Below are 23,771 nucleotides of genomic sequence, written 5' to 3' on the forward strand. Positions count from 1 at the left end.
AGGGCTAGGCGCCGATCGAGAGAGTGCCGTCTTCGTAGGCGCGCGTCAGGATCCGGGCCGCGGGTTCCAATGCCGGGTCCGGCGACGCGGCGATGGCCGGAGGCTCCGGAAGCCGCTGCGCACCGAGCTCGGTGTTGATGTCGTTGACCAGCCGTGCCATCTGCAGATCGGCCGCGGCGGCGGCGTCGCGCAGGCGAACCGCCAAGGCCAGGGCGTCGGCGAGTTCGCGTTGGATGCGGAACATCGAGTTCTTCACCAGCGGGAGCGTGGTGTCGGCGATCATCCCCAACCCGGGCTGGTCCGGAATCTGGCGGACCAGCGCACCGAGGCGGTCCAACGCCACGGCCTCGAACGGATCCAATGGCCGCGACAGCTGCACGATCACCGGGTAGCGCGTCGAGTCCAGTCCGTTGAGCTCCCGGTGGGTCTGCCAGCTGGCCTCGGTCAGCCACACCCGGACCACCTCGACACCCACCCCGCGCTGCGTCATGCGTTCACTTCCGGTCCGGACACGCGACCCCCCTCGACGCCCGTCATATTTACGTTGGCGTCGATAATAGTGATTTTGCTTGCCTGCGCAACAGAAAGTTTGCCGCGCCCCACAACGACAGCAGCCACACCACGGTTCCGTGGTGTGGCTGCTGTCGTCGTCGGTGGCGTCAGCCCAGCCGGGCCATCCAGCCGTGGGTGTCGGCGAAGGTGCCGCGCTGGATCCCGGTGAGGGTGTCGCGCAGCGCCATGGTGACCTCGCCGGGCTCGCCGTCGGCGACGGTGAACTCCCCATCTCCGTATTTCACATGAGAGACCGGGGTGATGACGGCGGCGGTGCCGCAGGCGAACACCTCGGTGATCTCACCGGTGGCCACCCCCTTGCGCCACTCCTCGACATCGATCTTGCGCTCCTCGATCGCGAAGCCGGCGTCAGTGGCCAACTGCAGCAACGAGTCCCGCGTGATGCCCGGCAACAGCGAGCCCGACAGTTCCGGGGTCACCAGCCGCGCCGAGCCGCCACTGCCGAACACGAAGAACAGGTTCATCCCGCCCATCTCTTCGACGTAACGGCGCTCGATGGCATCCAGCCACACCACCTGGTCGCAGCCGTGCTCGGCGGCCTCGGCCTGGGCCAGCAGCGACGCGGCGTAGTTGCCGCCGAACTTGGCCGCGCCGGTGCCACCGGGGCTGGCGCGGACATACTCGGTGGACAGCCACACGCTGACCGGCTTGATACCGCCCTTGAAGTACGCCCCGGCGGGCGAGGCGATCACCAGGTAGCGGTACTCCGTCGCGGGCCGGACCCCCAGGCCCGGCTCGGTGGCGATGACGAACGGCCGCAGGTACAGCGATTCCTCGCCCCCGGCGGGCGGCACCCAGGCGCTGTCGACGGCGATCAGTTGCCGCAGCGACTCGATGAACAGCTCTTCGGGGAGCTCGGGAATGGCCAGGCGCCGCGACGAGCGCTGCAACCGGGCCGCGTTGGCCTCCGGCCGGAAGGAGACGATCGCGTCACCGTTCCACCGGTAGGCCTTGAGCCCTTCGAACACTTCCTGCGCGTAGTGCAGCACCACTGCCGACGGGTCGACGGTGATGGGGCCGTAGGGCAGCACCCGGGCGTTGTGCCAGCCCTGTCCCTCGGAGTAGTCGATCGACACCATGTGGTCGGTGAAGTAGCGACCGAAACCCGGCTCCGCGAGGATCCCGGCACGTACCTCGTCGCTTGCCGGTGCGGTGTTGCGGGCAAGGCTGAATTCGAGGTGGCCGTTGGTCATGCAGGTGATTGTATAACTGCGCGCTACCGGGTTTTAACTGCGACGAAGGGCGGCTTCACCAGTTCGCATTCCACGGCACGGCCGCGGACGTCGACGGTGACGTGCGCACCGTCCTGCAGGCCCGCGGCGGTGTCCACCAGCGCCAGCGCGATGCCGGCCTTCAGCGTCGGCGAGAACGTCCCCGAAGTGGTGACCCCGACGGGGGTTCCCCCGTCGAGCACCGTCAGCTCGGGCCGCAGGACGCCGCGGCCCAGCACCTTGAGCCCGCGCAGCAGCCGCGCCGGGCCGGCAGCCTTCTCCGCGAGCAGGGCGTCGCGACCCCAGAACGTGTCTTTCTTCCAGCCCACCGCCCAGCCGGTGCGGGCCTGCAGCGGGGAGATGTCGAGCGACAGCTCGTGGCCGTGCAGCGGGTAGCCCATCTCGGTGCGCAGGGTGTCGCGGGCCCCGAGGCCGGCCGGTTCGCCGCCGCGTTCGCGGACGGCGGCCACCAGCGCGTCGAACACCACTCCGGCCTGGTCCCACGGCGGCAGCAGTTCGAAGCCGTGCTCGCCGGTGTACCCGGTGCGGCACACCCGCACGGGCACCCCGGCGTACTCGGCGTCGGCGTAGCCCATGTAGTCCATGTCGGTGGGCAGGCCCAGTGCGCTCAGCACCTCGCCGGCCAACGGTCCCTGCACGGCCAGCACGGCGTACGAGCGGTGCTCATCGGTGACCGTGATGCCCTCTGGTGCAGCAGCTTTGAGCGCGGCCACCACGGCGGCGGTGTTGGCCGCATTCGGCACCAGGAAGATTTCGTCGTCGCTGACGTAGTAGGCGATCAGGTCGTCGATGACCCCGCCGGACTCGGTACAGCACAGGGTGTACTGCGCTTTGCCGGGGCCGATGCGGCGCAGGTCGTTGGTCAGGGCGGAGTTGACGAACTCGGCGGCGCCCGGGCCGCGCACCAGGGCCTTGCCCAAGTGGCTGACGTCGAAGAGGCCGACGGCGTTGCGGGTGGCGTTGTGTTCGGCGACGGTGCCGGCGTAGGACACCGGCATCAGCCAGCCGCCGAACTCGGCGAAGCTGGCGCCGAGGGCGCGGTGACGGTCTTCGAGGGGGCCCTGCAGTGGTTCGGTCACGGTGCACCACATTAGTGGTTGATAGCTAGGGTGAATCCCGTGAGCACCACACCCGGTTACCAGTCCCCCACCGTCACCGTCGCCACCGCACTGCCCAAACGCGGCATCTCCTCGGCGGTCCTCATCGTGGCGGTCACCAGCACCGACGACGGCGGAGCCGCGGTGGTGTCCACCCCGTTCCTGGACGCCGAGGCCACCGGCGAGATCGAGCGGGCGCTGAAGGCGCTGGGCGCCAAGGGTGGCGCCGAGTCGCTGACCCGGCTGGTGGTGCCGTCCCTGCCGGTGGCCAGTGTGCTGGCCGTCGGGCTGGGCAGCGCCCGCGACGAGTGGCCCGCAGACGTGATCCGCAAGGCATCCGGTACCGCAGCCCGTTCGCTGAACGGCATCGAATCGGTGCTCACCACCCTCTCGGAGTTGGACCTCGAGGCGGCGATCGAGGGGCTGATCCTGGGCGGCTACCGGTTCGACGCCTTCCGCAGCGCGAAGACCGCGCCGAAGGACACCGGACTGCGCCGGATCACTGCGCTGAACTCCGCCAAGGCGGCCAAGTCGGCGGCCGCGCACGCGGTGGCGGTGGCGACCGCGGTGGCCACCGCCCGCGACTTCGTCAACACCCCGCCGAACGCCCTGTATCCGGACGAATTTGCCAAGCGCGCCAAGGCTTTCGGGGAGGCAGCGGGCCTCTCGGTCGAGGTGCTCGACGAGAAGGCGCTGGCCAAGGGCGGCTACGGCGGCATCATCGGTGTCGGCCAGGGCTCGTCGCGCCCACCGCGTCTGGTGCGGCTGAGCTACAAGAGCGGCAAGCGCAAGGCCAAGAAGGTGGCGCTGGTCGGCAAGGGCATCACGTTCGACACCGGCGGCATCTCCATCAAGCCCGCCGCCTCCATGCACCACATGACCTCCGACATGGGCGGGGCCGCCGCCGTCATCGCCACCGTCGCGCTGGCCGCGCAGCTCGAGCTGCCGGTGGACGTCACCGCCACGGTGCCGATGGCGGAGAACATGCCCTCGGCCACCGCACAGCGCCCCGGCGACGTGCTCACCCAGTACGGCGGCACCACGGTGGAGGTACTCAACACCGACGCCGAGGGCCGGCTGATCCTGGCCGACGCCATCGTGCGCGCGTGCGAGGACAACCCCGACTACCTGATCGAGACCTCGACGCTGACCGGCGCGCAGACCGTCGCCCTGGGTGCGCGCCACCCGGGCGTGATGGGCAGCGACGAGTTCCGCGACCGGGTGGCGGCCATCTCCCAGGCCGTGGGCGAGAACGGCTGGCCCATGCCGCTGCCCGACGAGCTCAAGGACGACCTGAAGTCGCAGGTTGCCGATCTGGCCAACATCAGCGGTCAGCGTTTTGCCGGAATGCTGGTGGCCGGGGTGTTCCTGCGGGAGTTCGTCGCCGAGGGCGTGCAGTGGGCGCATGTGGATGTCGCGGGCCCGGCCTACAACACCGGCGGCCCGTGGGGCTACACCCCCAAGGGCGGGACCGGGGTCCCCACCCGGACCATGTTCGCCGTGCTGGAGGACATCGCCGACAAGGGTTAGTGTTCCCGTCACCGCTCGGCCATCTCGGCGGGCAACGGTGGGCGCATGACCACATCCGTCCCACGTCGTTCGCTGCTGCGCGCAGCCCTGCTGGTTCCCGCCGCCCCTGCCCTGACCGGCGCGCTCTTGCACGGGACGGCCGCCGCGTCGCCGGGGCTGCTGCAGGCACGGCCGCAGCTGACCCACGGCGTCGCCACCGGCGACCCCCGCACCGACGGCGTGCTGGTGTGGGCGCTCGGACGTGCCGGCCACCATGATCGTCGAGACCTCGGCGACGGAGAGTTTTGCCAACCCGGTGGCGGTGCGCGGTCCCATGCTGACGCCGGCGACCGACGGCACCGGGCGGCTGCGACTGCACGGTCTCGAACCGGGCGCGCAGGTGCACTACCGGGTGACCCTCGAAGGCGAGGAAGGGGCCCGCAGCGAGGCACTGACCGGGATGTTCACCACTGCACCCGCCACGCGAAAGGACATCAGCTTCGTCTGGTCCGGTGACGTCGCCGGGCAGGGCTGGGGCATCAACGCCGACACCGGCGGCATGACGGTGTGGTCGGTGATGGCCGACCGGCGCCCGGACTTTTTCATCCACTCCGGTGACGCCATCTACGCCGACAATCCGATCGAGGAAACCCAGAAGCAGAACGACGGCCGGATCTACCGCAACATCACCTCGCCGGACAAGGCACAGGTGGCCCAGACCCTGGATCAGTTCCGCGGCAACTACCGGTACAACCTGCTGGACTCGAACTACCGTTACTTCAATTCCGTTGTGCCGCAGATAATTCAGTGGGATGACCACGAGGTGGTCAACAATTGGTTCCCGGGCGAGAGTCTGGCCGGGCAAAACCGCAAGGGCTACCAGGAGACCAGCGTGGATCGGTTGGCGCAGATGGCCACCCAGGCCTGGAGCGAGTGGCAACCCGTGGACGTGCGCGAAGCAGTCGACGGCAAGCTCTACCGCACGATCTCGTACGGGCCGTTGCTGGAGGTGTTCGTGCTCGACATGCGCAGCTACAAGAACCCGAACCCGGACAGCTGGTCCACCGACGAGCGGACCTCGATCCTGGGACCGGCGCAGGCCCAGTGGCTGATCGATTCGTTGCGGGCGTCCACGGCGACCTGGAAGGTGGTGGCCGCCGATCTGCCGCTGAGCATCGTGGTGGCCGACTCGGCGACCACTCCGGAGGGCGGGCCGAAGTCGATGGAGGCGGTCGCTCAGGGTGATCCCGGCGCACCGCTGGGCCGCGAGTTCGAGGTGGCTCGAATCCTGCGCTCCACCAGAGACATTGCCAACATCGTGTACCTGACGGCCGATGTGCATTACACAGCGGCCATCTCCTATCATCCCGACCGCGCCACGGTCACCGACTTCAGCCCGTTCTGGGAGTTCGTGTCGGGACCGCTGAATGCGGGCGCGTTCCCGTCGAGCCCGCTGGACGGCACCTTCGGCGCCACCTACGAATTCGTGCACGCCCCGCAGGAGTCGAACGTCTCCCCGGCCGAGGGTTTCCAGCACTTCGGCCAGGTGCGCATCGACTCCGACTCGCGGATGCTCACCGTCGATCTGTGCGACAGCACCGGAAGGACGTTGTACTCCAAGGCTTTACCGCCACGCTGAACGGAAACTAGACCACCTTGCCGCGCGCGGTGCTGCGCAGGATCTGCGGCGCCACCCGGGACACGCCGTAGACCAGGTGCGCTTCCGGGGTGACGGGCCGCACCGCGCTGTCCTTGCGCACCGAATCCAGGATGGCTGCGGCCACCTTCTCCGGGCCGTAACTGCGCATCCCGAACAGTTTCTGTGCGCGCGCCCGGGCCGCGTCCGCGGCGGCCCGTTTGTCGGCGGGCACGTCGAAGCGGGTGGTCCGCACGATGTCGGTGTCGACGACGCCCGGGCAGATGGTGGTCAGACCGATTCCGGCGGAACTCAATTCGGCGCGCAGGCAGTCGGAGAACATGAACACCGCGGACTTCGACGTGCAGTAGGCATTCATCCCCTGCAGCGGCGCGTACGCGGCCATCGAGGCCACGTTGACGATGTGTCCGCCGGTGCCGCGATCCACCAGGCGGCCGGCGAAGGCCCGGCAGCCGTTGACCACGCCCCCGAGGTTGACGTCGAGCACCCGGTCGAACCGTTCGGCCGGGGTGTCGAGGAAGTCCCCGGCCTGGCCGATGCCCGCATTGTTCACCACCACGTCGGGCACCCCGTGCCGCTCGCACACCTCGGCGGCAAAGCGCTCCACGGCGGCGGCGTCGGAGACGTCGAGCACGTAGGGGTATGCGACCCCACCGGCGGCCTCGATCTGCGCGGCGGTCTCCTTCGCCACGTCCTCGTTGATGTCGCTGACCACCACGTCGGCCCCCAGCTTCGCGAACGCCGTCGCGGTGGCCCGGCCGATCCCGCTGCCCGCGCCGGTCACCGAGACCAGGGTGTCGTCGAACTCCCTGCGCGGGCGGCCCACCTGCGCGCGTCGGAGTCCTCGTGCGGCCGGTGCGCCGGCTAGGTGGTCGGCGAGTTCGGTGACGGCCTGGGCGAGCACCTGCGGATGCGACATCGGGGCCCAGTGCCCGGCGGTGATGTCACGGCGCCACAACCGCGGCACCCATTGCCCCACCGCATCCAGACCGTGCGGGCGCACCACCGGATCCCGGCGGTTGACGATCAGCTGCACCGGCACCGTGACGTAATGGTCGCCGCGGTAGCGGCGCGGGGACTGCCGGACCATGGCGCGGTAGATCTTCAGCGAGTTCACCAGATCGCGGGTGGCGGTGTCCCCGCGGTAGCGGCGGGTGCCATCGGTCAGCAGCACCGAGGCCCGCCGCCCCCGGAACAGCACCCGCATCAGCATCGGGGTCAGCACCGGCACCGACAGCGGGAACATGTACGTCAGCCGCAGCAGCCGCTCGGCGGCCCGCAGAAAGCGGACCGGATGGTGCGGGCGCGCCAGGTCGTGCCAGATGCCCGCTTTGTAGTGGTCGGTGCTCGGACCGGAGACCGAGGTGAACGAGGCCACCCGGTCGGCGGCACCCGGGCGGCCCAGGAACTCCCACGTCGCCACCGAGCCCCAGTCGTGACCCAGGACGTGCACGGGCACCCCCGGGGAGGTGGCAGCGAGGACGGCCTCGAGGTCATCGGCGAAGCGTTCCATCCGGTAGGCGGCCACCGGGGCGGGCACTGAGGAGGCGCCCACGCCCCGGTTGTCGAAGGTGATGATGCGGAACCTGTCGGCCAGCAGCGCCACCACGCCGTCCCACAGCACGTGCGAGTCCGGCCAGCCGTGGGCCAGCACCAGCGTGGGGCCGTCCGGGTTGCCCTGCTCGTAAGTCGCGATGCGGACACCGTCGACGCTGTTGATGAAGGTGGGCTCCATCGGGCCAGTACCTCATACCGTCGGTACCGGAATCAAGGGGTTTCCGTCCGGCGTGCCCGCGCCGAGGCGTAAACCTCTGCGACACAACGCGGCGTGTCGTCGCAGACGTTTACGTGTCGGGCTCGAGACCGCGAATCAGTCCTCGGAGGCCAGCTCGTCACGCAGCGCGCGCTTGCGCTCCACCCGGCGGCGGGCGTCGTGGTCGCGCATGCGTTGGGGGTAACCGACCTTCTGCACGTCGTAGACCGGGATCTTGAGCTGGTCGGACAGCCGGCGGGCGCCCTTCTCACCGCCGACACGCCGTCGCGTCCATTCACCGTCGTTGGCCACCAGCACCACCGTTAGCTCGGTGACCGTGGTCTTGGGTTCGACGAACGCCTCCACGCCGGTGTGCGAGGCGACCCACTCCCGCATGTAGCGCAGGTCAGCGGCAGGGTCGGTGCCGCGCGCAGATCCGCTGCGCCGAAGCCTGTCGAACAATCCCAACGCCGGAACACTCCTTGCCCGATTGATGAGTTGACTCTCACTTCGATAGTGCCAGAGCGCGGAGCAACCCTGAGTGCATGAGGATCCGCCGAGAGTGAAAGGATGGTTGCGCACAAAATGCACCTGGGTTTCTGAACCGGTACACGACGTTGTGGTAAGCCGGAACGCGAACCGCTCGTTTAGTCGAACAACGACTGACCTTCGAGGAGTCAACAGATGGCCGTTTCAGTCCAGATGCCCGCACTCGGTGAGAGCGTCACGGAGGGGACTGTCACCCGCTGGCTCAAACAAGAAGGCGACACCGTCGAAGTCGACGAGCCCCTGCTCGAGGTCTCCACCGACAAGGTGGACACCGAGATCCCGTCCCCCGCAGCCGGTGTGCTGACCAAGATCGTGGCCCAGGAAGACGACACCGTTGAGGTGGGCGGCGAACTGGCCGTGATCGGCGACGCCTCCGAAGGTGAAGACGCAGGCGGCGACACTTCGGGGGATGCGAGCGAGGGCGAGACCACCGAGCCCGAGGCCACCCCCAGCGAAGAAGCCGCTCCCGAGCCGGAGGCCGAGCCCGAATCTGAGCCCGAGCCCGAGCCGGCAGCGGAGTCGTCGGGTGGCGATGGTGAGGGCACGTCGGTGACGATGCCGGAGCTCGGCGAGTCGGTCACCGAGGGCACGGTCACCCGCTGGCTCAAGAGCGTCGGCGATTCGGTCGAGGTGGACGAGCCGCTGGTGGAGGTCTCCACCGACAAGGTGGACACCGAGATCCCGTCTCCGGTGGCCGGCACCTTGCTGAGCATCACCGCCGAAGAAGACGACACGGTAGCCGTCGGCGGCGAACTGGCCAAGATCGGCGACAAGAGCGCCGCGCCGAAGGCCGAGAAGAAGCCCGAACCCAAGCCGGAGCCCAAGCCCGAACCCAAGGAAGAGCCCAAGCCGGAACCGAAGGCCGAGCCCAAGCAAGAGGCCAAGCCGGAACCGAAGCCCGAGCCCAGGCAAGAGGCCAAGCCGGAACCGAAGCCCGAACCCAAGCCGGAACCGAAGCCGGAAGCCAAGCCGGAAGCCAAGAAGGATTCCGAGCCCTCCGGGGACGGCAGCCCGTACGTGACGCCGTTGGTGCGCAAGCTCGCCGCGGAGAACAACGTCGACCTGGCGTCGGTGAAGGGCACCGGGGTCGGTGGCCGCATCCGCAAGCAGGACGTGCTGGCCGCCGCCGAGAGCGCCAAGGCGCCCGCCGAGCAGGCACCGGCCGCCGCCGCGCCGCAGAAGCCGGCCGCCGCCGCCCCGGCGGAGAGCCCGCTGGCACACCTGCGCGGCACCACGCAGAAGGCCAACCGGATCCGCCAGATCACCGCCAAGAAGACCCGCGAATCGCTGCAGACCACCGCGCAGCTGACGCAGGTCCACGAGGTCGACATGACCAAGATCGTGGCGCTGCGGGCCAAGGCCAAGAAGTCCTTCTCCGAGCGCGAGGGCGTCAACCTGACCTACTTGCCGTTCATCGCCCGCGCGGTGATCGACGCGCTGAAGGCGCACCCGAACGTCAACGCCAGCTACAACGAGGACGCCAAGGAGATCACCTACTACGACGCCGAGCACCTCGGCTTCGCGGTGGACACCGAGCAGGGTCTGCTGTCCCCGGTGGTGAAGAACGCCGGCGACCTGTCGCTGGCCGGGTTGGCGCGCGCCATCAAGGACATCGCGGGCCGGGCCCGCTCGGGCAACCTCAAGCCCGACGAGCTGTCCGGTGGCACGTTCACCATCACCAACATCGGCAGTGAGGGTGCGCTGTTCGACACCCCGATCCTGGTGCCGCCGCAGGCCGCCATGCTGGGCACCGGCGCCATCGTGAAGCGGCCGCGGGTGATCGTCGACGAGTTCGGCAACGAGTCCATCGGCATCCGCTCGGTGAGCTACCTGCCGCTGACCTACGACCACCGTCTCATCGACGGCGCCGACGCGGGCCGTTTCCTGACCACGATCAAGCGTCGCCTCGAAGAGGGGGCGTTCGAAGCCGACCTGGGCCTGTAGCGGCCCGGGAGGTCGGCGAACCCACGATGAGCATCGTCGCCGTGGCCGGGTCGTCCGGCCTCATCGGTTCGGCACTGGTCAACGCGCTGCGCGCCGAGGATCACCGAGTGGTGCGCATCGTGCGCAGGGTGCCGTCCAATGCCGATGAGCTGCACTGGAATCCGGTGACCGGCGAACTCGACCCGGCCGGCCTGGCCGATGTCGACGCGGTGGTCAACCTGTGCGGCGTCAACGTCGCGGGGTCCCGGTGGTCGGGGGCGTTCAAGCAGAGCCTGCGCGACAGCCGGATCACCCCCACCGAGGTGCTGGCCGCCGCAGTGGCCGAGGCCGGGGTGCCGGTCCTGGTCAACTCCAGTGCGGTCGGTTTCTACGGCGACACGCGGGACCGGGTGGTCGACGAGGACAGCGCACCCGGGGCGGGTTTCCTGGCCCGGTTGTGCCTGGACTGGGAGGCCGCCACGGTGGTCGCCGAGGCCGCCGGCACCCGGGTGGTGCACACCCGCTCGGGACTGGTGCTCTCCCCCGCCGGCGGCCTGCTGAGTCGGCTGCGGCCCCTGTTCAGCCTCGGTCTGGGAGCCCGGTTGGGCAGCGGACGCCAGTACATGCCCTGGATCAGCCTCGACGACGAGGTGCGGGCGCTGCTGTTCGCCATCGACCACGACCAGCTGTCGGGGCCGGTGAACCTGACGGGCCCGGCTCCGGTCACCAACGCCGAGTTCACCGCCGCGTTGGGCCGCGCGCTGGGCCGCCCGGCGCCTCTGGTCGCGCCCGGCTTCGTGATCCAGGCCGTGCTCGGCGAGTTCGCACAGGAGGGTCTGCTGGTGGGACAACGAGCCATCCCGGCGGCGCTGGAGCGGGCCGGTTTCCAATTCCACCACCAGACCATCGGGGAGGCCCTGAGCTACGCCGTCCGCCGTGGTGAACCGGCGTAGGTTGGCTGTCATGAGTTCCATCCGGTCCAGCTCCGCCCCGGTCGACGTGCAACAGCTGGGCGTCCTCGACTACGGCAGCGCCTGGGATCTGCAGCGCGAGCTGGCCGACGCCAGGGTGGCAGGCGGGCCGGACTCCCTGCTGCTGCTGGAGCACCCGTCGGTGTACACCGCCGGTCGACGCACCGAGCCCGGCGAGCGTCCCCAGGACGGCACGCCGGTGATCGACACCGACCGCGGCGGCAAGATCACCTGGCACGGTCCCGGGCAGCTGGTCGGCTACCCCATCGTCGGGTTGACCGAGCCACTGGATGTGGTGGACTTCGTCCGGCGCCTCGAAGAGGCCCTGATCAGCGTGTGCACCGGGTTCGGTCTGGACGCCGGCCGAGTGGCCGGCCGCTCCGGGGTGTGGCTGCCCGGCGACAGCCGGCGGCCCGAGCGCAAGATCGGCGCCATCGGTATCAGGGTGTCGCGCGGGGTGACCCTGCACGGCTTCGCCCTGAACTGCGACTGCGATCTGGGCTCGTTCGCGTCGATCATCCCGTGCGGCATCACCGACGCCGGTGTGACGTCGCTGACGGCCGAGCTCGGTCGCCCGGTCACCGTCGCCGAGGTACGTGAGCAGGTGGGCGCCGCGGTATGCGACGCTCTCGACGGTGTGCTGCCGGTCCGGTTGGAGCAGCAGGCAAGCGTAGGATCGTCCCAGTGAGCGTCGTTCCCGAGGGCCGTAAGCTGCTGCGACTGGAAGTGCGTAATGCGCAGACCCCCATCGAGCGCAAACCACCGTGGATCAAGACCCGCGCCAAGATGGGCCCCGAATACACCGAGCTCAAAGGCCTGGTGAAGCGGGAGGGTCTGCACACGGTGTGTGAAGAGGCCGGCTGCCCCAACATCTACGAGTGCTGGGAAGACCGGGAGGCCACCTTCCTGATCGGCGGCGAGCAGTGCACCCGGCGCTGCGACTTCTGCCAGATCGACACCGGCAAGCCCGCCGACCTCGACCGTGACGAGCCGCGCCGGGTCGCCGAGAGCGTGCAGGCCATGGGTCTGCGCTACTCCACTGTCACGGGCGTGGCCCGCGACGACCTGCCCGACGGCGGCGCCTGGCTCTACGCCGAGACGGTGCGCTACATCAAGCAGCTCAACCCCGGCACCGGCGTCGAGCTTCTCATCCCTGATTTCAACGCCGTCCCCGAGCAACTCAACGAGGTCTTCGAATCCCGCCCGGAGGTGTTGGCGCACAACGTCGAAACCGTGCCGCGCATCTTCAAGCGCATCCGCCCGGCCTTCCGCTACCAGCGCAGCCTCGATGTCATCACCGCCGCCCGCGAATTCGGCCTGGTCACCAAGTCCAACCTGATCCTCGGCATGGGCGAGACGCCCGACGAGGTACGCACCGCGCTCGACGATCTGCTGGGCGCCGGTTGTGATCTGATCACCATCACCCAGTACCTGCGCCCGTCGGCGCGCCACCATCCGGTGGAACGCTGGGTCAAGCCCGAAGAGTTCGTCGAGCACGCCGCTTACGCCGAGAGCATCGGCTTCGCCGGGGTGCTGGCCGGGCCCCTGGTGCGCTCGTCATACCGGGCCGGTCGGCTCTATCAGCAGGCCGTCGAGAAGCGGGCCCGAAGCGCCGTATCCTGATCGCATGGCAACCCGCAACAAAGCTGAGGCCAAAGAGGCAAAGGCCCAGGCGAAGGCCGCCCGCAAGGCCGCATCCAAGCAGCGCCGCAGCCAGCTGTGGCAGGCCTTCCAGATGCAGCGCAAGGAGGACAAACGCCTCCTGCCCTACATGATCGGCGCGTTCGTGCTGATCGTGGCGCTCGCGGTGGTCTCGGGTATCGCCATCGGCGGGTTCACCATGTACATGCTGATTCCGCTCGGCATCGTGCTCGGCGCGCTGGTGGCCTTCATCATCTTCGGCCGCCGCGCCCAGAAGTCGGTGTACCGCAAGGCCGAAGGCCAGACCGGTGCGGCCGCCTGGGCGTTGGACAATCTGCGGGGCCGCTGGCGGGTCACCCCAGGGGTGGCCGCCACGGGCAACTTCGATGCGGTGCACCGGGTGATCGGCCGGCCCGGGGTGATCTTCGTCGGTGAGGGCAACGCGGGACGGGTCAAGCCGCTGCTGGCCCAGGAGAAGAAGCGCACCGCCCGCCTGGTCGGCGATGTGCCGATCTACGACTTCATCGTCGGCAACGAGGAAGGCCAGGTTCCGCTGGCCAAGCTGGAGCGCCACCTCAACAAGCTGCCGGCCAACATCAACACCAAGCAGATGGACTCCCTGGAATCCCGCCTGCAGGCGCTGGGCACCAAGATGGGGCCCGCCGCGCTGCCCAAGGGCCCGCTGCCCAATGCCGCCAAGCTGCGGGGCGTGCAGCGCAAGGTCCAGCGTCGCTGACAGTTAGCTGAACACCACCCCACCTCGCGCGTGGGGTCTTGCATACATCGTTGACGCACGCGATACTTCGCCAGCCCGCCGACATCGGTTCGGCCAGCTGAGGGGGTACCGACCATGTGCACTGCGTGCGACTGGGCACCGCATTTCGCGGCATACGGGCAGACTCCAACAGCCACCCTCAGCCGTCGCTCGGCGTTGCGCGCGGTCGCGGCGGTCACCGCGACCGCCGTCGGCGCCACCATGGCCGCCGGGTTGGCGCCCGCGGCCCACGCCACACCCGACGCTCCCGGTGTGCCCGGAGGGCCTGCCGACCTGGTGTTCCGCAACGGCTCGGTGTACACCGTCGCCGGCCCGGCGCCGTGGGCGCAGGCCGTCGCCGTGCGCGGCACCACCATCAGTTATGTCGGCGACGACGCCGGAGCCGACGCGTTCGTCGGTCCGGGCACCCGGGTGGTCGATCTCGCGGGCCGGTTGTTGCTGCCCGGCTTCGTCGAGGGCCACACTCATCCGTTTCTCGGGGCGTTCCTGACCTCGGGAGTGGACCTGCAGGTGCCCACCCTGGCCGACGCCCAGACCGCCATCGCGGAGTACGCCCGGCAGCATCCCGACGGCCCGGTGCGCGGATTCGGTTGGCGGGTGGACATGTTCGGACCCGACGGCCCCACCCGCGCTGACCTGGACGTCGTGCTGCCGGACCGGCCCGGCTTCTTCTTCGCCATCGACGGACACAGTCTGTGGGCCAACAGCAAGGCCCTCGAACTCGCCGGCGTCGACCGCGACACCCCCGACCCCATCCCGGGGTTCAGCTACTACGCGCGCGACGCGTCCGGCGATCCGACGGGCTACATCCTCGAGGTCAACGCGGTGCTCGCCGTGGTGAACGCCGTCGAGCCCATCTCCCCGGACACCATGGGCACGCTGTTGCACGACTGGCTCCCAAAGGCGTCCGCCGCCGGCATCACCTCGGTGTTCGACGCCGGCGTCCCGCCCATCGGCGACGACCAGGCCTCGATCCTCCGGCTGTACACCGACGCCGACCGCAGCGGCGGGTTGCCGTTTCGCGTCGTGGCGTCCTACTCGGTGCGCGGCACGCCGGTCGAGGGCACGGTGGAGCAGTTCCAGCAGGTCCGCAGTGAGGTCTCGGGCCCGCATGTGTCGGTGGATGTGGTCAAGATCGTCGGCGACGGCACCCAGGGCGGGTACACCGCGTGGCTGCTCGAGCCCTACGCCGACAAACCGGATTCCACCGGCGGTTCCCCCTTCACCGAGGAGCAGTGGCACCGGCTCGTCACCGACGTCGACGCCGCCGGGTTCGACGTCCACGTGCACGCCTGCGGGGAGCGCACAGCACGAGTGGCCCTGGACGCCATCGAGCGCGCGGGCGCCGTCAATCCACCGCGCGACCGGCGCCACACCGTTGCGCATCTGGTGTATGTGGCCGACAGCGACAACCCCCGGTTCGCCGAGCTGGGTGTGATCGCGCAATTCTCGGCGAACTGGTCCTCGGCGGACCCGGACACTCTCGAGAACATGGCAGCGCGGTACGGGTCGCCCCGCAAGGACCTGATGTACCGCACGCAGGATGTGCTGCGCACGGGCGGACGGGTGTCACTGGGCACCGATTGGCCCGCGGCGGGCTACTACTCCACCTACAAGCCGCTGGATTCCATCCAGGTGGGCGTCACCCGGCAGTTGATCGGCAACCCGGACGCACCGGTGCTCTCCCCCGCCGACCAGCGGTTGAGCGTCGAGCAGGCGGTGCACGCCAACACCCTGGGCGCGGCCTACCAACTGCGGCTCGACGACCGGGTGGGCTCGGTCGAGGTGGGCAAGCGCGCGGACCTGATCGTGCTGGAGCGCAACATCTTCGACATCGATCCGCACGACATCCACGCCGCGAACGTCCAGATGACGCTGATGGACGGACGGATCGTCTTCCAGAACTAGCGCCGCACCACGGCGGTGAACGTGAACTTGTCCTGCATGCCCCGCATGTCGCTGTCCATGAACAGAGCCGGGATCACCAGGGTGAGCAACAGCCCGCGACCGAGCGCCCGGCCGATCCCGACGTGCATGCGGTTGTCCACCGAGACAACCATCAGCCCCAGCGCGTACTGGCCCGGGGTGAAGCTGAACAGCCGGACCGATACCGCGCCCAGTACCAGCCAGATCACCAGCACCGCCGTGGACAGCCAGGGCGCGGAGAACAACCCGAGGCTGATGCACAGGCCGGCCAGTCCGTAAGCGATCAGCCAGTCGACCAGCAGCGCGGCGAAGCGGCGACCCGATCGGGCCACCGATCGGGGCCCTGATTCGGGCAAATCGAACGCTTCTCCCGGGTACGTGGACTGGTGCCCCGAATCCGCAGGTTCAGGGCCGGACAGCCAGGAGGAGAGCGCGCTGGGCATACCCTCAGCATAGAGTGACTTTGATTGCGTAACGTCCGCGCAACATGTGGTTGACCGCAGTGCAACATCGGATCCATACCGTCAGCGCCGGGTTAATTCCACGCACACTGCACCGACAGATGCACAAAGGAGCACTAAGTGGCAGACAAGACTGCTGACGACATCTTCAAGATGATCAAGGACGAAAACGTCGAGTACGTCGACATCCGGTTCTGTGATCTGCCTGGTGTGGTTCAGCACTTCTCGATTCCCGCCGCCGCGTTCGACGAGAGCGTGTTCGAGGACGGGTTGGCATTCGACGGTTCGTCGGTGCGCGGCTTCCAGTCGATCCATGAGTCCGACATGATGCTGCTGCCGGATCCCGCGACCGCCCGCATCGACCCGTTCCGTGCGGCGAAGACGCTGAACCTCAGCTTCTTCGTGCACGACCCCTTCACCCGTGAGGCCTACTCGCGCGACCCGCGCAACGTGGCCCGTAAGGCCGAGAACTACCTGACCAGCACCGGCATCGCCGACACCTGCTTCTTCGGTGCCGAGGCCGAGTTCTACATCTTCGACTCGGTGAGCTTCGACTCCAAGATGAACGGCACCTTCTACGAGGTGGACTCCGAGTCCGGCTGGTGGAACAGCGGCGAGCCGTTCGAGGCCGACGGCTCCCCCAACCGCGGCTACAAGGTGCGTCCCAAGGGCGGCTACTTCCCCGTCGCGCCGTACGACCACTACGTCGACCTGCGCGACCAGATGGCCACCAACCTGCAGAACGCCGGGTTCGTCCTGGAGCGTGGCCACCACGAGGTCGGCACTGCAGGCCAGGCTGAGATCAACTACAAGTTCAACACGCTGCTGCATGCGGCCGACGATGTGCAGCTGTTCAAGTACATCATCAAGAACACCGCCTGGGCCGCCGGCAAGACCGTCACCTTCATGCCCAAGCCGCTGTTCGGTGACAACGGTTCGGGCATGCACGCCCACCAGTCGCTGTGGAAGGACGGCAAGCCGCTGTTCCACGACGAGGCCGGGTACGCGGGTCTGTCGGACCTGGCCCGCCACTACATCGGCGGCATCCTGCACCACGCCCCGTCGCTGCTGGCGTTCACCAACCCCACGGTGAACTCCTACAAGCGTCTGGTGCCGGGTTACGAGGCCCCGATCAACCTGGTCTACAGCCAGCGCAACCGCTCGGCCTGTGTGCGTATCCCGATCACCGGCAACAACCCGAAGGCCAAGCGCCTCGAGTTCCGTTGCCCGGACAGCTCGGGCAACCCGTACCTGGCGTTCGCGGCCATGCTGATGGCCGGCATCGACGGCATCAAGAAGAAGATCGAGCCGCTGACCCCGGTCGACAAGGACCTCTACGAGCTGCCGCCGGACGAGGCCGCCGCCATCCCGCAGGCACCGACCTCGCTGTCCGCCGTGATCGACAAGCTCGAAGAGGATCACGAGTACCTCACCGAAGGTGGCGTGTTCACCGAGGACCTCATCGAGACCTGGATCTCCTACAAGCGGGAGAACGAGATCATGCCGGTGCAGATCCGTCCGCACCCGTACGAGTTCAGCCTGTACTACGACGTGTAATCACCACACGCGCAAAGACGCCCCGTCCATCCGGACGGGGCGTTTTTGTTGTCCAGCAAGACATGGTTTGTCCGTCTAGAGATTTCACGGTCAACCATCGCCGGCGCGGATGTCCGAACAGCGCCTGCGCCGCATCGCGGCGAGGACACTGACAGAGGTCAGTCCTGTGTGAGGAGGAGTCATGAAATACGTACTGACCTGGACCAGCCGGCTCAACGGCTCCGAGCGCGACAACGAAGACGCCATGCGCCGAGGCTCCGAGCTGTTCGCCAAATGGCAGGCACCGGAGGGCACCACGTTTCATCAGTTCGTCGGCCGCGTCGACGGCGCGGGCGGCTTTGCGGTGGTCGAGGCCGACACCATCGACGGCATCCTCGACGGCGTCTCCAAATTCGGTGCGCTCAATGCCTTCGAGGTCTTTCCGGTGGTCGACGTCGCCGACTGGATGGCTGCCGCCCAGGAAGGCATCGCGTTCCGGGAGTCGATCAGCTGAATTCTCCTGCGCATGTGCTGTAGTTGCTGTCCATGCGGGTCCTGCTCCAGCGCGTCACCTCGGCCAGTGTCACCGTCGGCGGACAGGTGATCGGCGCCATCACGCCGAATCCCCAGGGGCTGGTGGCGCTGGTGGGCGTCACCCATGACGACGACGCCGGCACCGCCCGGCGGATGGCCGAAAAGCTCTGGCAGTTGCGCATTCTCGACGACGAGCGCAGCGCCGCGGACGTCGGCGCGCCCATCCTGGTGGTCAGCCAGTTCACCCTCTACGCCAACACCGTCAAGGGCCGGCGGCCGTCCTGGAACGCCGCCGCGCCCGCGGCGGCGGCCGAGCCGCTGGTGACCGCGCTGGCCGACGCGCTGCGCCACCTCGGTGCCACGGTGGCCACCGGGGTGTTCGGCGCCGACATGTCGGTGGCGCTGGTCAACGACGGTCCGGTGACGATCTTGCTGGAACTCTGACCGAGGGCGCCTCGAAAATTAGGGTGTGGCCATGACTTCCAGATTCGACGCCCAGTTGGACAGCCGCTCCCCGCTCGCCCTCGGCGTGTTCCGCATCGTTGTCGGCCTGCTGTTCCTGCTGCATGGCACCTCGAAACTGCTCGGCTGGCCGGGCGGTCCGCAGGTTCCGGTGGGCACCTGGCCGTTCTGGTACGCCGGCATCATCGAGGTGGCGGTGGGTGTACTGGTCACCATCGGCCTGTTCACCCGCATCGCGGCGCTCATCGGGGCGGGTCAGATGGCCGTCGCGTTCTTCTGGCAGCATCTGCCAGAAGATTTCTGGCCCATCAACAACGGCGGTGAACCCGCGGTGCTGTTCTGTTTTGCCTTCCTGCTGCTGGCCTTCACCGGCCCGGGTGCGCTGGCGGCCTCGCGCCGCTAATCCAGCTGCATGTCCCGCCGGAAGCGCGCCATGCCGTCGATCTTGTCGGCCGTCGAGCAGGTCGGCGGTGAGTAGTACATCCACGGCATGGTGATGACGCCGTCGATTCCTCCCGCTTCGGCCCGGGCGAAGTGCTCGGGCAGAAAAGCATCCGTCAGGGGTGTGATGACGGTGAAGTCGTCCATCGACAGTCCGCGCTCGGCGCGCAGTTCCGCCAACCGTGCCACCCGCGCCAGCGCCTCGTCGGTGGAGATGAGATCGCCGATCCAGCCGTCGTGGCGCGCCGCGCGACGCAAAGCGACATCGGAGAGTCCCCCGACGTAGATCGGGATCGGCGGCGGGGTGGGCTCCATCTCCAGCCGGGGTGCGCTGAAGAACTCGCCGCCGAAGTCGGTCCACCCCGGCTGCCACAGTTGTTGCATCAGGGTCAGCATCTCGTCGGTGCGGGCACCGCGTCGCTCGAACGGCCGGCCCAGCAGTTCGAACTCGTCGCGGCACCAGCCCACCCCCACCCCCAGGTCCAGTCGGCCGGCTGCCAGAACCGCCGCCGTCCCAATGGCTTTGGCTGCCGAGTAGGGCTCGCGCATGGCGGGGATGTAGACGGTGGTGATGAACCGCACCCGGGTGGTCACCGGGGCCAGCGCGCCGATCATCACCCAGGGATCGGGCCAAGGGGTGAACGGCTTCCAGCGTCGCCTGCCGTCGTCGGTGTAGGGATACGGTGTCGCCAGCGTCTCCAGATTCACCACATGGTCCGGGATGCCGATGCCGTCGAAGCCCAATTCGTCTGCAGCGCGGGCCACCTCGACGGCCTCTCGGATGTCCAGGAAGGCGATGCTGACATAGAAGCGCATGCCGGGGTCAGCCGGCTTCGCGCGCCCAGGCGGGGGTGATGAACACGCCCTCGGCTTCGACGGTCACCCCGTCGGCATCGGCGATGAATCCCCGGGCGAAAGTCTTCACACCCTCCACCCGGTCGACGAACGCTTCGGCCCGCAGCCGGCCCAGCGGCGTGGCTCGGACGTACCGGCAGGTGATGGTGCCGGTGAAGTTCGGTTTGCGCAGCCCGGAGCTGGCCGCCTCGCCGAGGATGTGGTCGAGTACCAGCGCTGACATGCCGCCGTGCACATGCCCAGGCGGTCCTTCGTAGGCCGCCCCTAGTTCGAAGTCGGCGCTGCAGCGGTCCTGCTCGTCACGGGTGATCACCAACGGTGGCGCGATCGGATTGCGCAGGCCGATCACCGGGTTGCCCCAGGATCGGCTGCGTCCGTCGGCGTTCAACCGGACGCCGTACGCGCCGTCGATCTGTCGGGTGCGCAATCGGGCCGTCACCGCCTCGATGGCGGCCTGGGCCTCCCGGATGACGTCCTCGTCCATCTCGGTGCGGATGGTGACGTCCAACAGGTCGCGGACCGCGTCGGTGAACGGCTCGAAGTACGCGCGCTGCCGCTCGTGTTCGTTGTCACTGGTGACCTCGTGTGTAAACCGCACCCGATCTTCATATCACCGAGGGGTCTGCGAAACCGCGTCAGCCCCTTGAAGACTTCGCGAATCGCCAACGCCGCAGTATGAACGGTGTCAGCCGCACCGAACTCGCTGGTTCACAGCACTCCCGCGCTGGCCCCCAGGTGGAGATAGTGCTGCCACACCTTGCCGGGCCGGTGCCCACCCCGGTCATAGCTCTCGCTGACGGCGGCCACCTCCTCGGTTGTCAGGGGCTGCAATCGGCCGCCGGTCTGCAGCGCCGTGAGCAGCGTTCTGGCGTTCTCCTCGAGGTCAAGGCAGTCCATGAACAGCACGTCGAAACGCTCCGCGACCAGAACTGTTCCGTGTGAGCGCAGCAGGCAGGCGTCTGCGTCGCCCAGGGTCCTGGCCACCGCGTCGCCCTGATCCCGGGTGCGGATGTGAGTGGGATCGGGATGCACAGCGAGACCCTCCGGGTGTTTGTACGCAAAATGCCGCATGGGAACCAACGCCGTGTCGACCATCGAAAATGACGTCGAGAGGGTCGGATGCCCGTGGCACACCACCCCGACATCGGGCCGTGCCCGGTAGACACCGGTGTGGATCGCGGTTTCGGCCGGTGGCGGCAGTTCACCGGCCACGAGCACCCCGTCGAGATCCACTTCGAGCAGGTCATCGGCCCGCAAACCGGCCCTGCTGGTGTCCCGCGGCTGTATCAGGATCCGATCAGTGCCGGGAATTCGCGCACTGACGTGTCCGCTGTAGTCCAGGATGCCGCAGAACACCAGCAGCCGGGTACAGATCACCAGTTCCTCGCGCAGGTCGGGCGCAGCGGTCGAAGCGGTCATGGTCTTCCTTCCTCGGAATTGTGGGCTGCGTGCATGACAAAAGCCTCGGGCCGCAGCAGGCGCGCCACTTCGTCTGCCGGCAGCCCCCCGAGTTCGGTCGCGAGTTCCGCCACCGGACGTCCGGACGCCATGGCCACTTGTGCTATTTGCGCCGCCGCGGCGTAACCGATGACGGGAGTCAGGGCGGTGACCACGCCGATGGAGTTCATCACCGAGTCGCGGAGGTGCACCGGATTGGCGGTTATCCCCTCGATACATCGCGACACCAGCACGCGGCAGGCGGCGTCGAGGTGTCGGATCGACCGGAACAGCGTGTCGGCGATGATCGGCTCGAAGGCGTTGAGTTGCAGCTGACCGGCTTCAGCGGCCATGGTCACCGTCACATCGTTGCCGATCACCTGAAAAGCCACCTGATTGACCACCTCGGGGATCACCGGGTTCACCTTGCCCGGCATGATGCTCGAACCAGCCTGAACAGCAGGCAGATTGATCTCGTTGAGACCGGCCCGCGGGCCCGACGAGAGCAGGCGCAGGTCGCTGCAGATCTTCGACAGTTTCACCGCGGTACGTTTGAGCACTCCGGAGATCTGGACAAACGCCCCGACATCCTGGGTGGCCTCCACCAGGTCCACGGCCACCGACAGCTTCAACCCGGAGATCTCGGACAATCGGCGGCACACCAATTCCGGGTAGCCCGCCGGTGCGTTCAGACCGGTGCCGATGGCGGTTCCGCCCAGATTGACCTCGGTGATGAGGGTGGCGGCTTCGCGTAACCGCTGGGCGTCCTCCCCCACCATCACCGCGTAGGCCCCGAACTCCTGACCGAGGGTCATCGGCACAGCGTCCTGAAGCTGCGTTCGACCCATCTTGACCAGATGGGCAAATTCTGTCGCTTTGGTCCGAAACGCCGACGCAGCTGATTCGAGGGTGCGGATGAGGTCGGACAACTGCAGCTGCAGCGCCACCTTGATCGCCGTCGGATAGCAGTCATTGGTGCTCTGGCTGAGGTTGACGTGGGAGAGCGGGTGCAGATGCTCGTAGGTGCCCCGCGGCAGACCGAGAATCTCCAGGGCCCGGTTGGCGATCACCTCGTTGATGTTCATGTTGGTGGAGGTGCCCGCGCCGCCTTGGATCATGTCCACGACGAAGCTGGTGTCGAGCCGGCCCGCCCGTACGTCGTCGCATGCCTCGACGATGGCCGAGGCCCGGCGGCCGTCCAGGAGACCCAACTGCTGGTTCGCCTGCGCAGCAGCCTGCTTCACCATCGCAAGCGCAACGATGAAGGCGGGGTGGTCTTTCAGCAGCACACCGCTGATGGGGAAGTTCGCGACCGCGCGGGCGGTGTGGATGCCGTAGTACACCCGCGCGGGCAGCGTGATCGATCCGAGGGCATCGGTCTCTAGTCTGTGCGCCGAATCGCCGGCCGTGGCGGGGGCGGCCCCGCCACGGCCTTTCACCACCTCGGGGTGCACCGCCTCAGCCGCGCAGGTGCGGCAGTACTTCGCGCCCCAGCAGTTCGATCTGATCGAAGAAGCGGTCGAACTTGAACCGGAAGTCGAACACCAGGTGCTCAGTGCCCAGGTCTTCGAATTTCTTCACCTCGGCAACCGCCTCCTGGGGGTTGCCCACGATCAGCTGGCCCTCCAGGTCCTCGACTGTCTCGAAACGGCCTGACGGCGGCTTCACTGCGAACTTCGCTTTGTTGGCCCACGCCAAAAGCCCTGGGATGTTGACGTGTTTGAGCGCCTCATCTCGGGTCTCCTCGATGCTCGTCGGGGGGATCACCGCGATCGTGGGCATCGACTTGCCCTGTTCGTCGGCCAGCTTGCGCATCGTGTCTATCCGTTTGGCCATGGTGCCCAAAGCAATTCGGCCCGGCATCCAGCCGTCGCAGAACTCGACGGCCAGCCGCGCCGATCTGGGGGTACCTCCGCAGTACCAGAACGGGATCCGCCCCCCGATCGGCTTGGGTTCGATGGTCACGTTCTCGAAGCTGAAGTTGTCGTCGGAGTAGTCGACGTCGTTCTCGGTGAACACCTTTCGCAAGATCTCGGCGTTGGAGCGCACCAATTCCACCCGATCGCGGTCGCCCCATCCAATGGCCTCGAACTCGTGGTCGAAGGTTCCTGCGCCGAACCCGAGGATCAGTCGCGGGCCGACCAGTTGGGTGATCGTACCCGCCATCAGCGCGGTGATCAGCGGATGACGGAACGGAATCAACGACCCGGTGCCCAGCTCGATCCGATCCGTGACAGCACCGATCGCCGTGAGCGTGGTGAGCGCATCGTAGAAGGTGCGATTGGGCTTCTCCATCTCGCCGTGCGGTTCGAATACCAGATGGTCACGCACCCACACCGAGTCAAACCCGAGATCCTCCGCTAGCTTGGATCCTTCGAGCAGCTTTTCTTTGTCGGCGTGCTCACCGAAATGTGGCAGCAGAAGTCCGAACTTCATGTC

At 67.9% G+C, this 23,771-nt stretch carries 22 protein-coding genes and 1 pseudogene; 12 read left to right on the top strand and 11 right to left on the bottom strand.

From position 1 onward, the window contains the following. Positions 1-4: 4 nt before the first annotated feature. The 3 genes from G6N58_RS27495 to gcvT form a co-directional block, all read right to left on the bottom strand. Positions 5-490, bottom strand: a complete 486-nt coding sequence (locus tag G6N58_RS27495) for a hypothetical protein (protein ID WP_115280695.1) — start codon at positions 488-490, stop codon at positions 5-7. Between the two features lie 169 nt (positions 491-659). Beyond that, positions 660-1,766 (bottom strand): branched-chain amino acid aminotransferase, encoded by a 1,107-nt coding sequence (locus tag G6N58_RS27500; protein WP_115280694.1) that lies wholly within the window; start codon positions 1,764-1,766, stop codon positions 660-662. 23 nt (positions 1,767-1,789) lie between these two features. Next, positions 1,790-2,896 carry a glycine cleavage system aminomethyltransferase GcvT gene (gene gcvT / locus G6N58_RS27505; RefSeq protein WP_115280693.1) on the bottom strand — a complete coding sequence of 369 codons (1,107 nt, stop codon included), beginning with the start codon at positions 2,894-2,896 and terminating at the stop codon, positions 1,790-1,792. A gap of 27 nt (positions 2,897-2,923) precedes the next feature. On the opposite strand from gcvT, the gene G6N58_RS27510 reads away from it, so the two are divergent. Then, entirely contained in the window at positions 2,924-4,432 is a 1,509-nt protein-coding gene (locus tag G6N58_RS27510) for a leucyl aminopeptidase (protein WP_115282015.1), read from the top strand. Between the two features lie 45 nt (positions 4,433-4,477). After that, positions 4,478-6,050, top strand: a pseudogene (locus G6N58_RS27515) (alkaline phosphatase D family protein). Positions 6,051-6,057: 7 nt separating this feature from the next. Here the strand turns inward: G6N58_RS27515 and G6N58_RS27520 are convergent. Together G6N58_RS27520 and G6N58_RS27525 are read right to left on the bottom strand one after the other, a co-directional pair. Beyond that, positions 6,058-7,803, bottom strand: a complete 1,746-nt coding sequence (locus G6N58_RS27520) for an SDR family oxidoreductase (protein WP_115280692.1) — start codon at positions 7,801-7,803, stop codon at positions 6,058-6,060. 135 nt (positions 7,804-7,938) lie between these two features. Further along, positions 7,939-8,289, bottom strand: a complete 351-nt coding sequence (locus G6N58_RS27525; RefSeq protein WP_115280691.1) for an oxidoreductase — start codon at positions 8,287-8,289, stop codon at positions 7,939-7,941. A gap of 216 nt (positions 8,290-8,505) precedes the next feature. Between G6N58_RS27525 and sucB the strand changes: the two genes are divergently transcribed. The 6 genes from sucB to G6N58_RS27555 all read left to right on the top strand — a co-directional run bounded on the left by sucB (position 8,506) and on the right by G6N58_RS27555 (position 15,588). Further along, positions 8,506-10,314 (top strand): 2-oxoglutarate dehydrogenase, E2 component, dihydrolipoamide succinyltransferase, encoded by a 1,809-nt coding sequence (gene sucB / locus G6N58_RS27530; protein ID WP_115280690.1) that lies wholly within the window; start codon positions 8,506-8,508, stop codon positions 10,312-10,314. Positions 10,315-10,340: 26 nt separating this feature from the next. Next, complete coding sequence (locus tag G6N58_RS27535) at positions 10,341-11,246, top strand: TIGR01777 family oxidoreductase (protein ID WP_115280689.1); 906 nt, start codon at positions 10,341-10,343, stop codon at positions 11,244-11,246. A 10-nt stretch (positions 11,247-11,256) separates the two neighbouring features. Beyond that, positions 11,257-11,952: a lipoyl(octanoyl) transferase LipB gene (gene lipB / locus G6N58_RS27540; RefSeq protein ID WP_115280688.1), complete on the top strand. Its 696-nt coding sequence runs from the start codon at positions 11,257-11,259 to the stop codon at positions 11,950-11,952. Then, positions 11,949-12,887 (top strand): lipoyl synthase, encoded by a 939-nt coding sequence (gene lipA, locus G6N58_RS27545; protein WP_115280687.1) that lies wholly within the window; start codon positions 11,949-11,951, stop codon positions 12,885-12,887. The genes lipB and lipA overlap by 4 nt, the downstream gene beginning before the upstream one ends. A 4-nt stretch (positions 12,888-12,891) precedes the next feature. After that, positions 12,892-13,641 (top strand): DUF4191 domain-containing protein, encoded by a 750-nt coding sequence (locus G6N58_RS27550; RefSeq protein WP_068917581.1) that lies wholly within the window; start codon positions 12,892-12,894, stop codon positions 13,639-13,641. A gap of 114 nt (positions 13,642-13,755) precedes the next feature. Continuing rightward, positions 13,756-15,588 carry an amidohydrolase gene (locus G6N58_RS27555; RefSeq protein WP_163908476.1) on the top strand — a complete coding sequence of 611 codons (1,833 nt, stop codon included), beginning with the start codon at positions 13,756-13,758 and terminating at the stop codon, positions 15,586-15,588. On the opposite strand, the gene G6N58_RS27560 is transcribed toward G6N58_RS27555, so the two are convergent. After that, the gene (locus G6N58_RS27560; RefSeq protein ID WP_115280686.1) at positions 15,585-16,049 is read right to left on the bottom strand and encodes an RDD family protein; all 465 of its coding nucleotides are present in this window, start codon (positions 16,047-16,049) and stop codon (positions 15,585-15,587) included. The genes G6N58_RS27555 and G6N58_RS27560 overlap by 4 nt on opposite strands. Positions 16,050-16,187: 138 nt before the next feature. On the opposite strand from G6N58_RS27560, the gene glnA reads away from it, so the two are divergent. The 4 genes from glnA to G6N58_RS27580 all read left to right on the top strand — a co-directional run bounded on the left by glnA (position 16,188) and on the right by G6N58_RS27580 (position 19,002). Then, positions 16,188-17,624: a type I glutamate--ammonia ligase gene (glnA, locus tag G6N58_RS27565; RefSeq protein ID WP_068917583.1), complete on the top strand. Its 1,437-nt coding sequence runs from the start codon at positions 16,188-16,190 to the stop codon at positions 17,622-17,624. 181 nt (positions 17,625-17,805) lie between these two features. Further along, on the top strand, positions 17,806-18,117 hold the full coding sequence (locus G6N58_RS27570) for a DUF3303 domain-containing protein (protein ID WP_115280685.1): 312 nt from the start codon (positions 17,806-17,808) through the stop codon (positions 18,115-18,117). 32 nt (positions 18,118-18,149) lie between these two features. Further along, entirely contained in the window at positions 18,150-18,581 is a 432-nt protein-coding gene (gene dtd / locus G6N58_RS27575; RefSeq protein ID WP_115280684.1) for a D-aminoacyl-tRNA deacylase, read from the top strand. 31 nt (positions 18,582-18,612) lie between these two features. Next, positions 18,613-19,002: a DoxX family protein gene (locus tag G6N58_RS27580; RefSeq protein WP_115280683.1), complete on the top strand. Its 390-nt coding sequence runs from the start codon at positions 18,613-18,615 to the stop codon at positions 19,000-19,002. Here the strand turns inward: G6N58_RS27580 and G6N58_RS27585 are convergent. The 5 genes from G6N58_RS27585 to G6N58_RS27605 form a co-directional block, all read right to left on the bottom strand. Further along, positions 18,999-19,856, bottom strand: coding sequence for a TIGR03619 family F420-dependent LLM class oxidoreductase (locus G6N58_RS27585; RefSeq protein ID WP_163908478.1), 858 nt, complete (start codon positions 19,854-19,856; stop codon positions 18,999-19,001). The genes G6N58_RS27580 and G6N58_RS27585 overlap by 4 nt on opposite strands. A gap of 7 nt (positions 19,857-19,863) precedes the next feature. Beyond that, positions 19,864-20,493: a PaaI family thioesterase gene (locus G6N58_RS27590; protein ID WP_068917588.1), complete on the bottom strand. Its 630-nt coding sequence runs from the start codon at positions 20,491-20,493 to the stop codon at positions 19,864-19,866. Positions 20,494-20,603: 110 nt separating this feature from the next. Further along, positions 20,604-21,314: a class II aldolase/adducin family protein gene (locus G6N58_RS27595; protein WP_115280682.1), complete on the bottom strand. Its 711-nt coding sequence runs from the start codon at positions 21,312-21,314 to the stop codon at positions 20,604-20,606. After that, positions 21,311-22,771: an aspartate ammonia-lyase gene (locus G6N58_RS27600; RefSeq protein ID WP_163908691.1), complete on the bottom strand. Its 1,461-nt coding sequence runs from the start codon at positions 22,769-22,771 to the stop codon at positions 21,311-21,313. The genes G6N58_RS27595 and G6N58_RS27600 overlap by 4 nt, the downstream gene beginning before the upstream one ends. Positions 22,772-22,790: 19 nt before the next feature. Then, entirely contained in the window at positions 22,791-23,768 is a 978-nt protein-coding gene (locus G6N58_RS27605) for an LLM class flavin-dependent oxidoreductase (RefSeq protein ID WP_115280681.1), read from the bottom strand. Between the last annotated feature and the right edge of the window lie 3 nt (positions 23,769-23,771).

Origin of the sequence: Mycolicibacterium tokaiense, assembly GCF_010725885.1 — a bacterium.
Lineage (GTDB): Bacteria > Actinomycetota > Actinomycetes > Mycobacteriales > Mycobacteriaceae > Mycobacterium > Mycobacterium tokaiense.

Bases quoted from the DNA above. Each gene is read 5' to 3' on its own strand.
- G6N58_RS27605 (WP_115280681.1), bottom strand. From the start codon at position 23,768: ATGAAGTTCGGACTTCTGCTGCCACATTTCGGTGAGCACGCCGACAAA.
- gcvT (WP_115280693.1), bottom strand. From the start codon at position 2,896: ATGTGGTGCACCGTGACCGAACCACTGCAGGGCCCCCTCGAAGACCGT.
- G6N58_RS27555 (WP_163908476.1), top strand. From the start codon at position 13,756: ATGTGCACTGCGTGCGACTGGGCACCGCATTTCGCGGCATACGGGCAG.
- lipB (WP_115280688.1), top strand. From the start codon at position 11,257: ATGAGTTCCATCCGGTCCAGCTCCGCCCCGGTCGACGTGCAACAGCTG.
- G6N58_RS27535 (WP_115280689.1), top strand. From the start codon at position 10,341: ATGAGCATCGTCGCCGTGGCCGGGTCGTCCGGCCTCATCGGTTCGGCA.
- G6N58_RS27520 (WP_115280692.1), bottom strand. From the start codon at position 7,803: ATGGAGCCCACCTTCATCAACAGCGTCGACGGTGTCCGCATCGCGACT.
- G6N58_RS27580 (WP_115280683.1), top strand. From the start codon at position 18,613: ATGACTTCCAGATTCGACGCCCAGTTGGACAGCCGCTCCCCGCTCGCC.
- G6N58_RS27595 (WP_115280682.1), bottom strand. From the start codon at position 21,314: ATGACCGCTTCGACCGCTGCGCCCGACCTGCGCGAGGAACTGGTGATC.
- G6N58_RS27495 (WP_115280695.1), bottom strand. From the start codon at position 490: ATGACGCAGCGCGGGGTGGGTGTCGAGGTGGTCCGGGTGTGGCTGACC.
- sucB (WP_115280690.1), top strand. From the start codon at position 8,506: ATGGCCGTTTCAGTCCAGATGCCCGCACTCGGTGAGAGCGTCACGGAG.
- G6N58_RS27570 (WP_115280685.1), top strand. From the start codon at position 17,806: ATGAAATACGTACTGACCTGGACCAGCCGGCTCAACGGCTCCGAGCGC.
- G6N58_RS27550 (WP_068917581.1), top strand. From the start codon at position 12,892: ATGGCAACCCGCAACAAAGCTGAGGCCAAAGAGGCAAAGGCCCAGGCG.
- G6N58_RS27500 (WP_115280694.1), bottom strand. From the start codon at position 1,766: ATGACCAACGGCCACCTCGAATTCAGCCTTGCCCGCAACACCGCACCG.
- G6N58_RS27585 (WP_163908478.1), bottom strand. From the start codon at position 19,856: ATGCGCTTCTATGTCAGCATCGCCTTCCTGGACATCCGAGAGGCCGTC.
- G6N58_RS27560 (WP_115280686.1), bottom strand. From the start codon at position 16,049: ATGCCCAGCGCGCTCTCCTCCTGGCTGTCCGGCCCTGAACCTGCGGAT.
- dtd (WP_115280684.1), top strand. From the start codon at position 18,150: ATGCGGGTCCTGCTCCAGCGCGTCACCTCGGCCAGTGTCACCGTCGGC.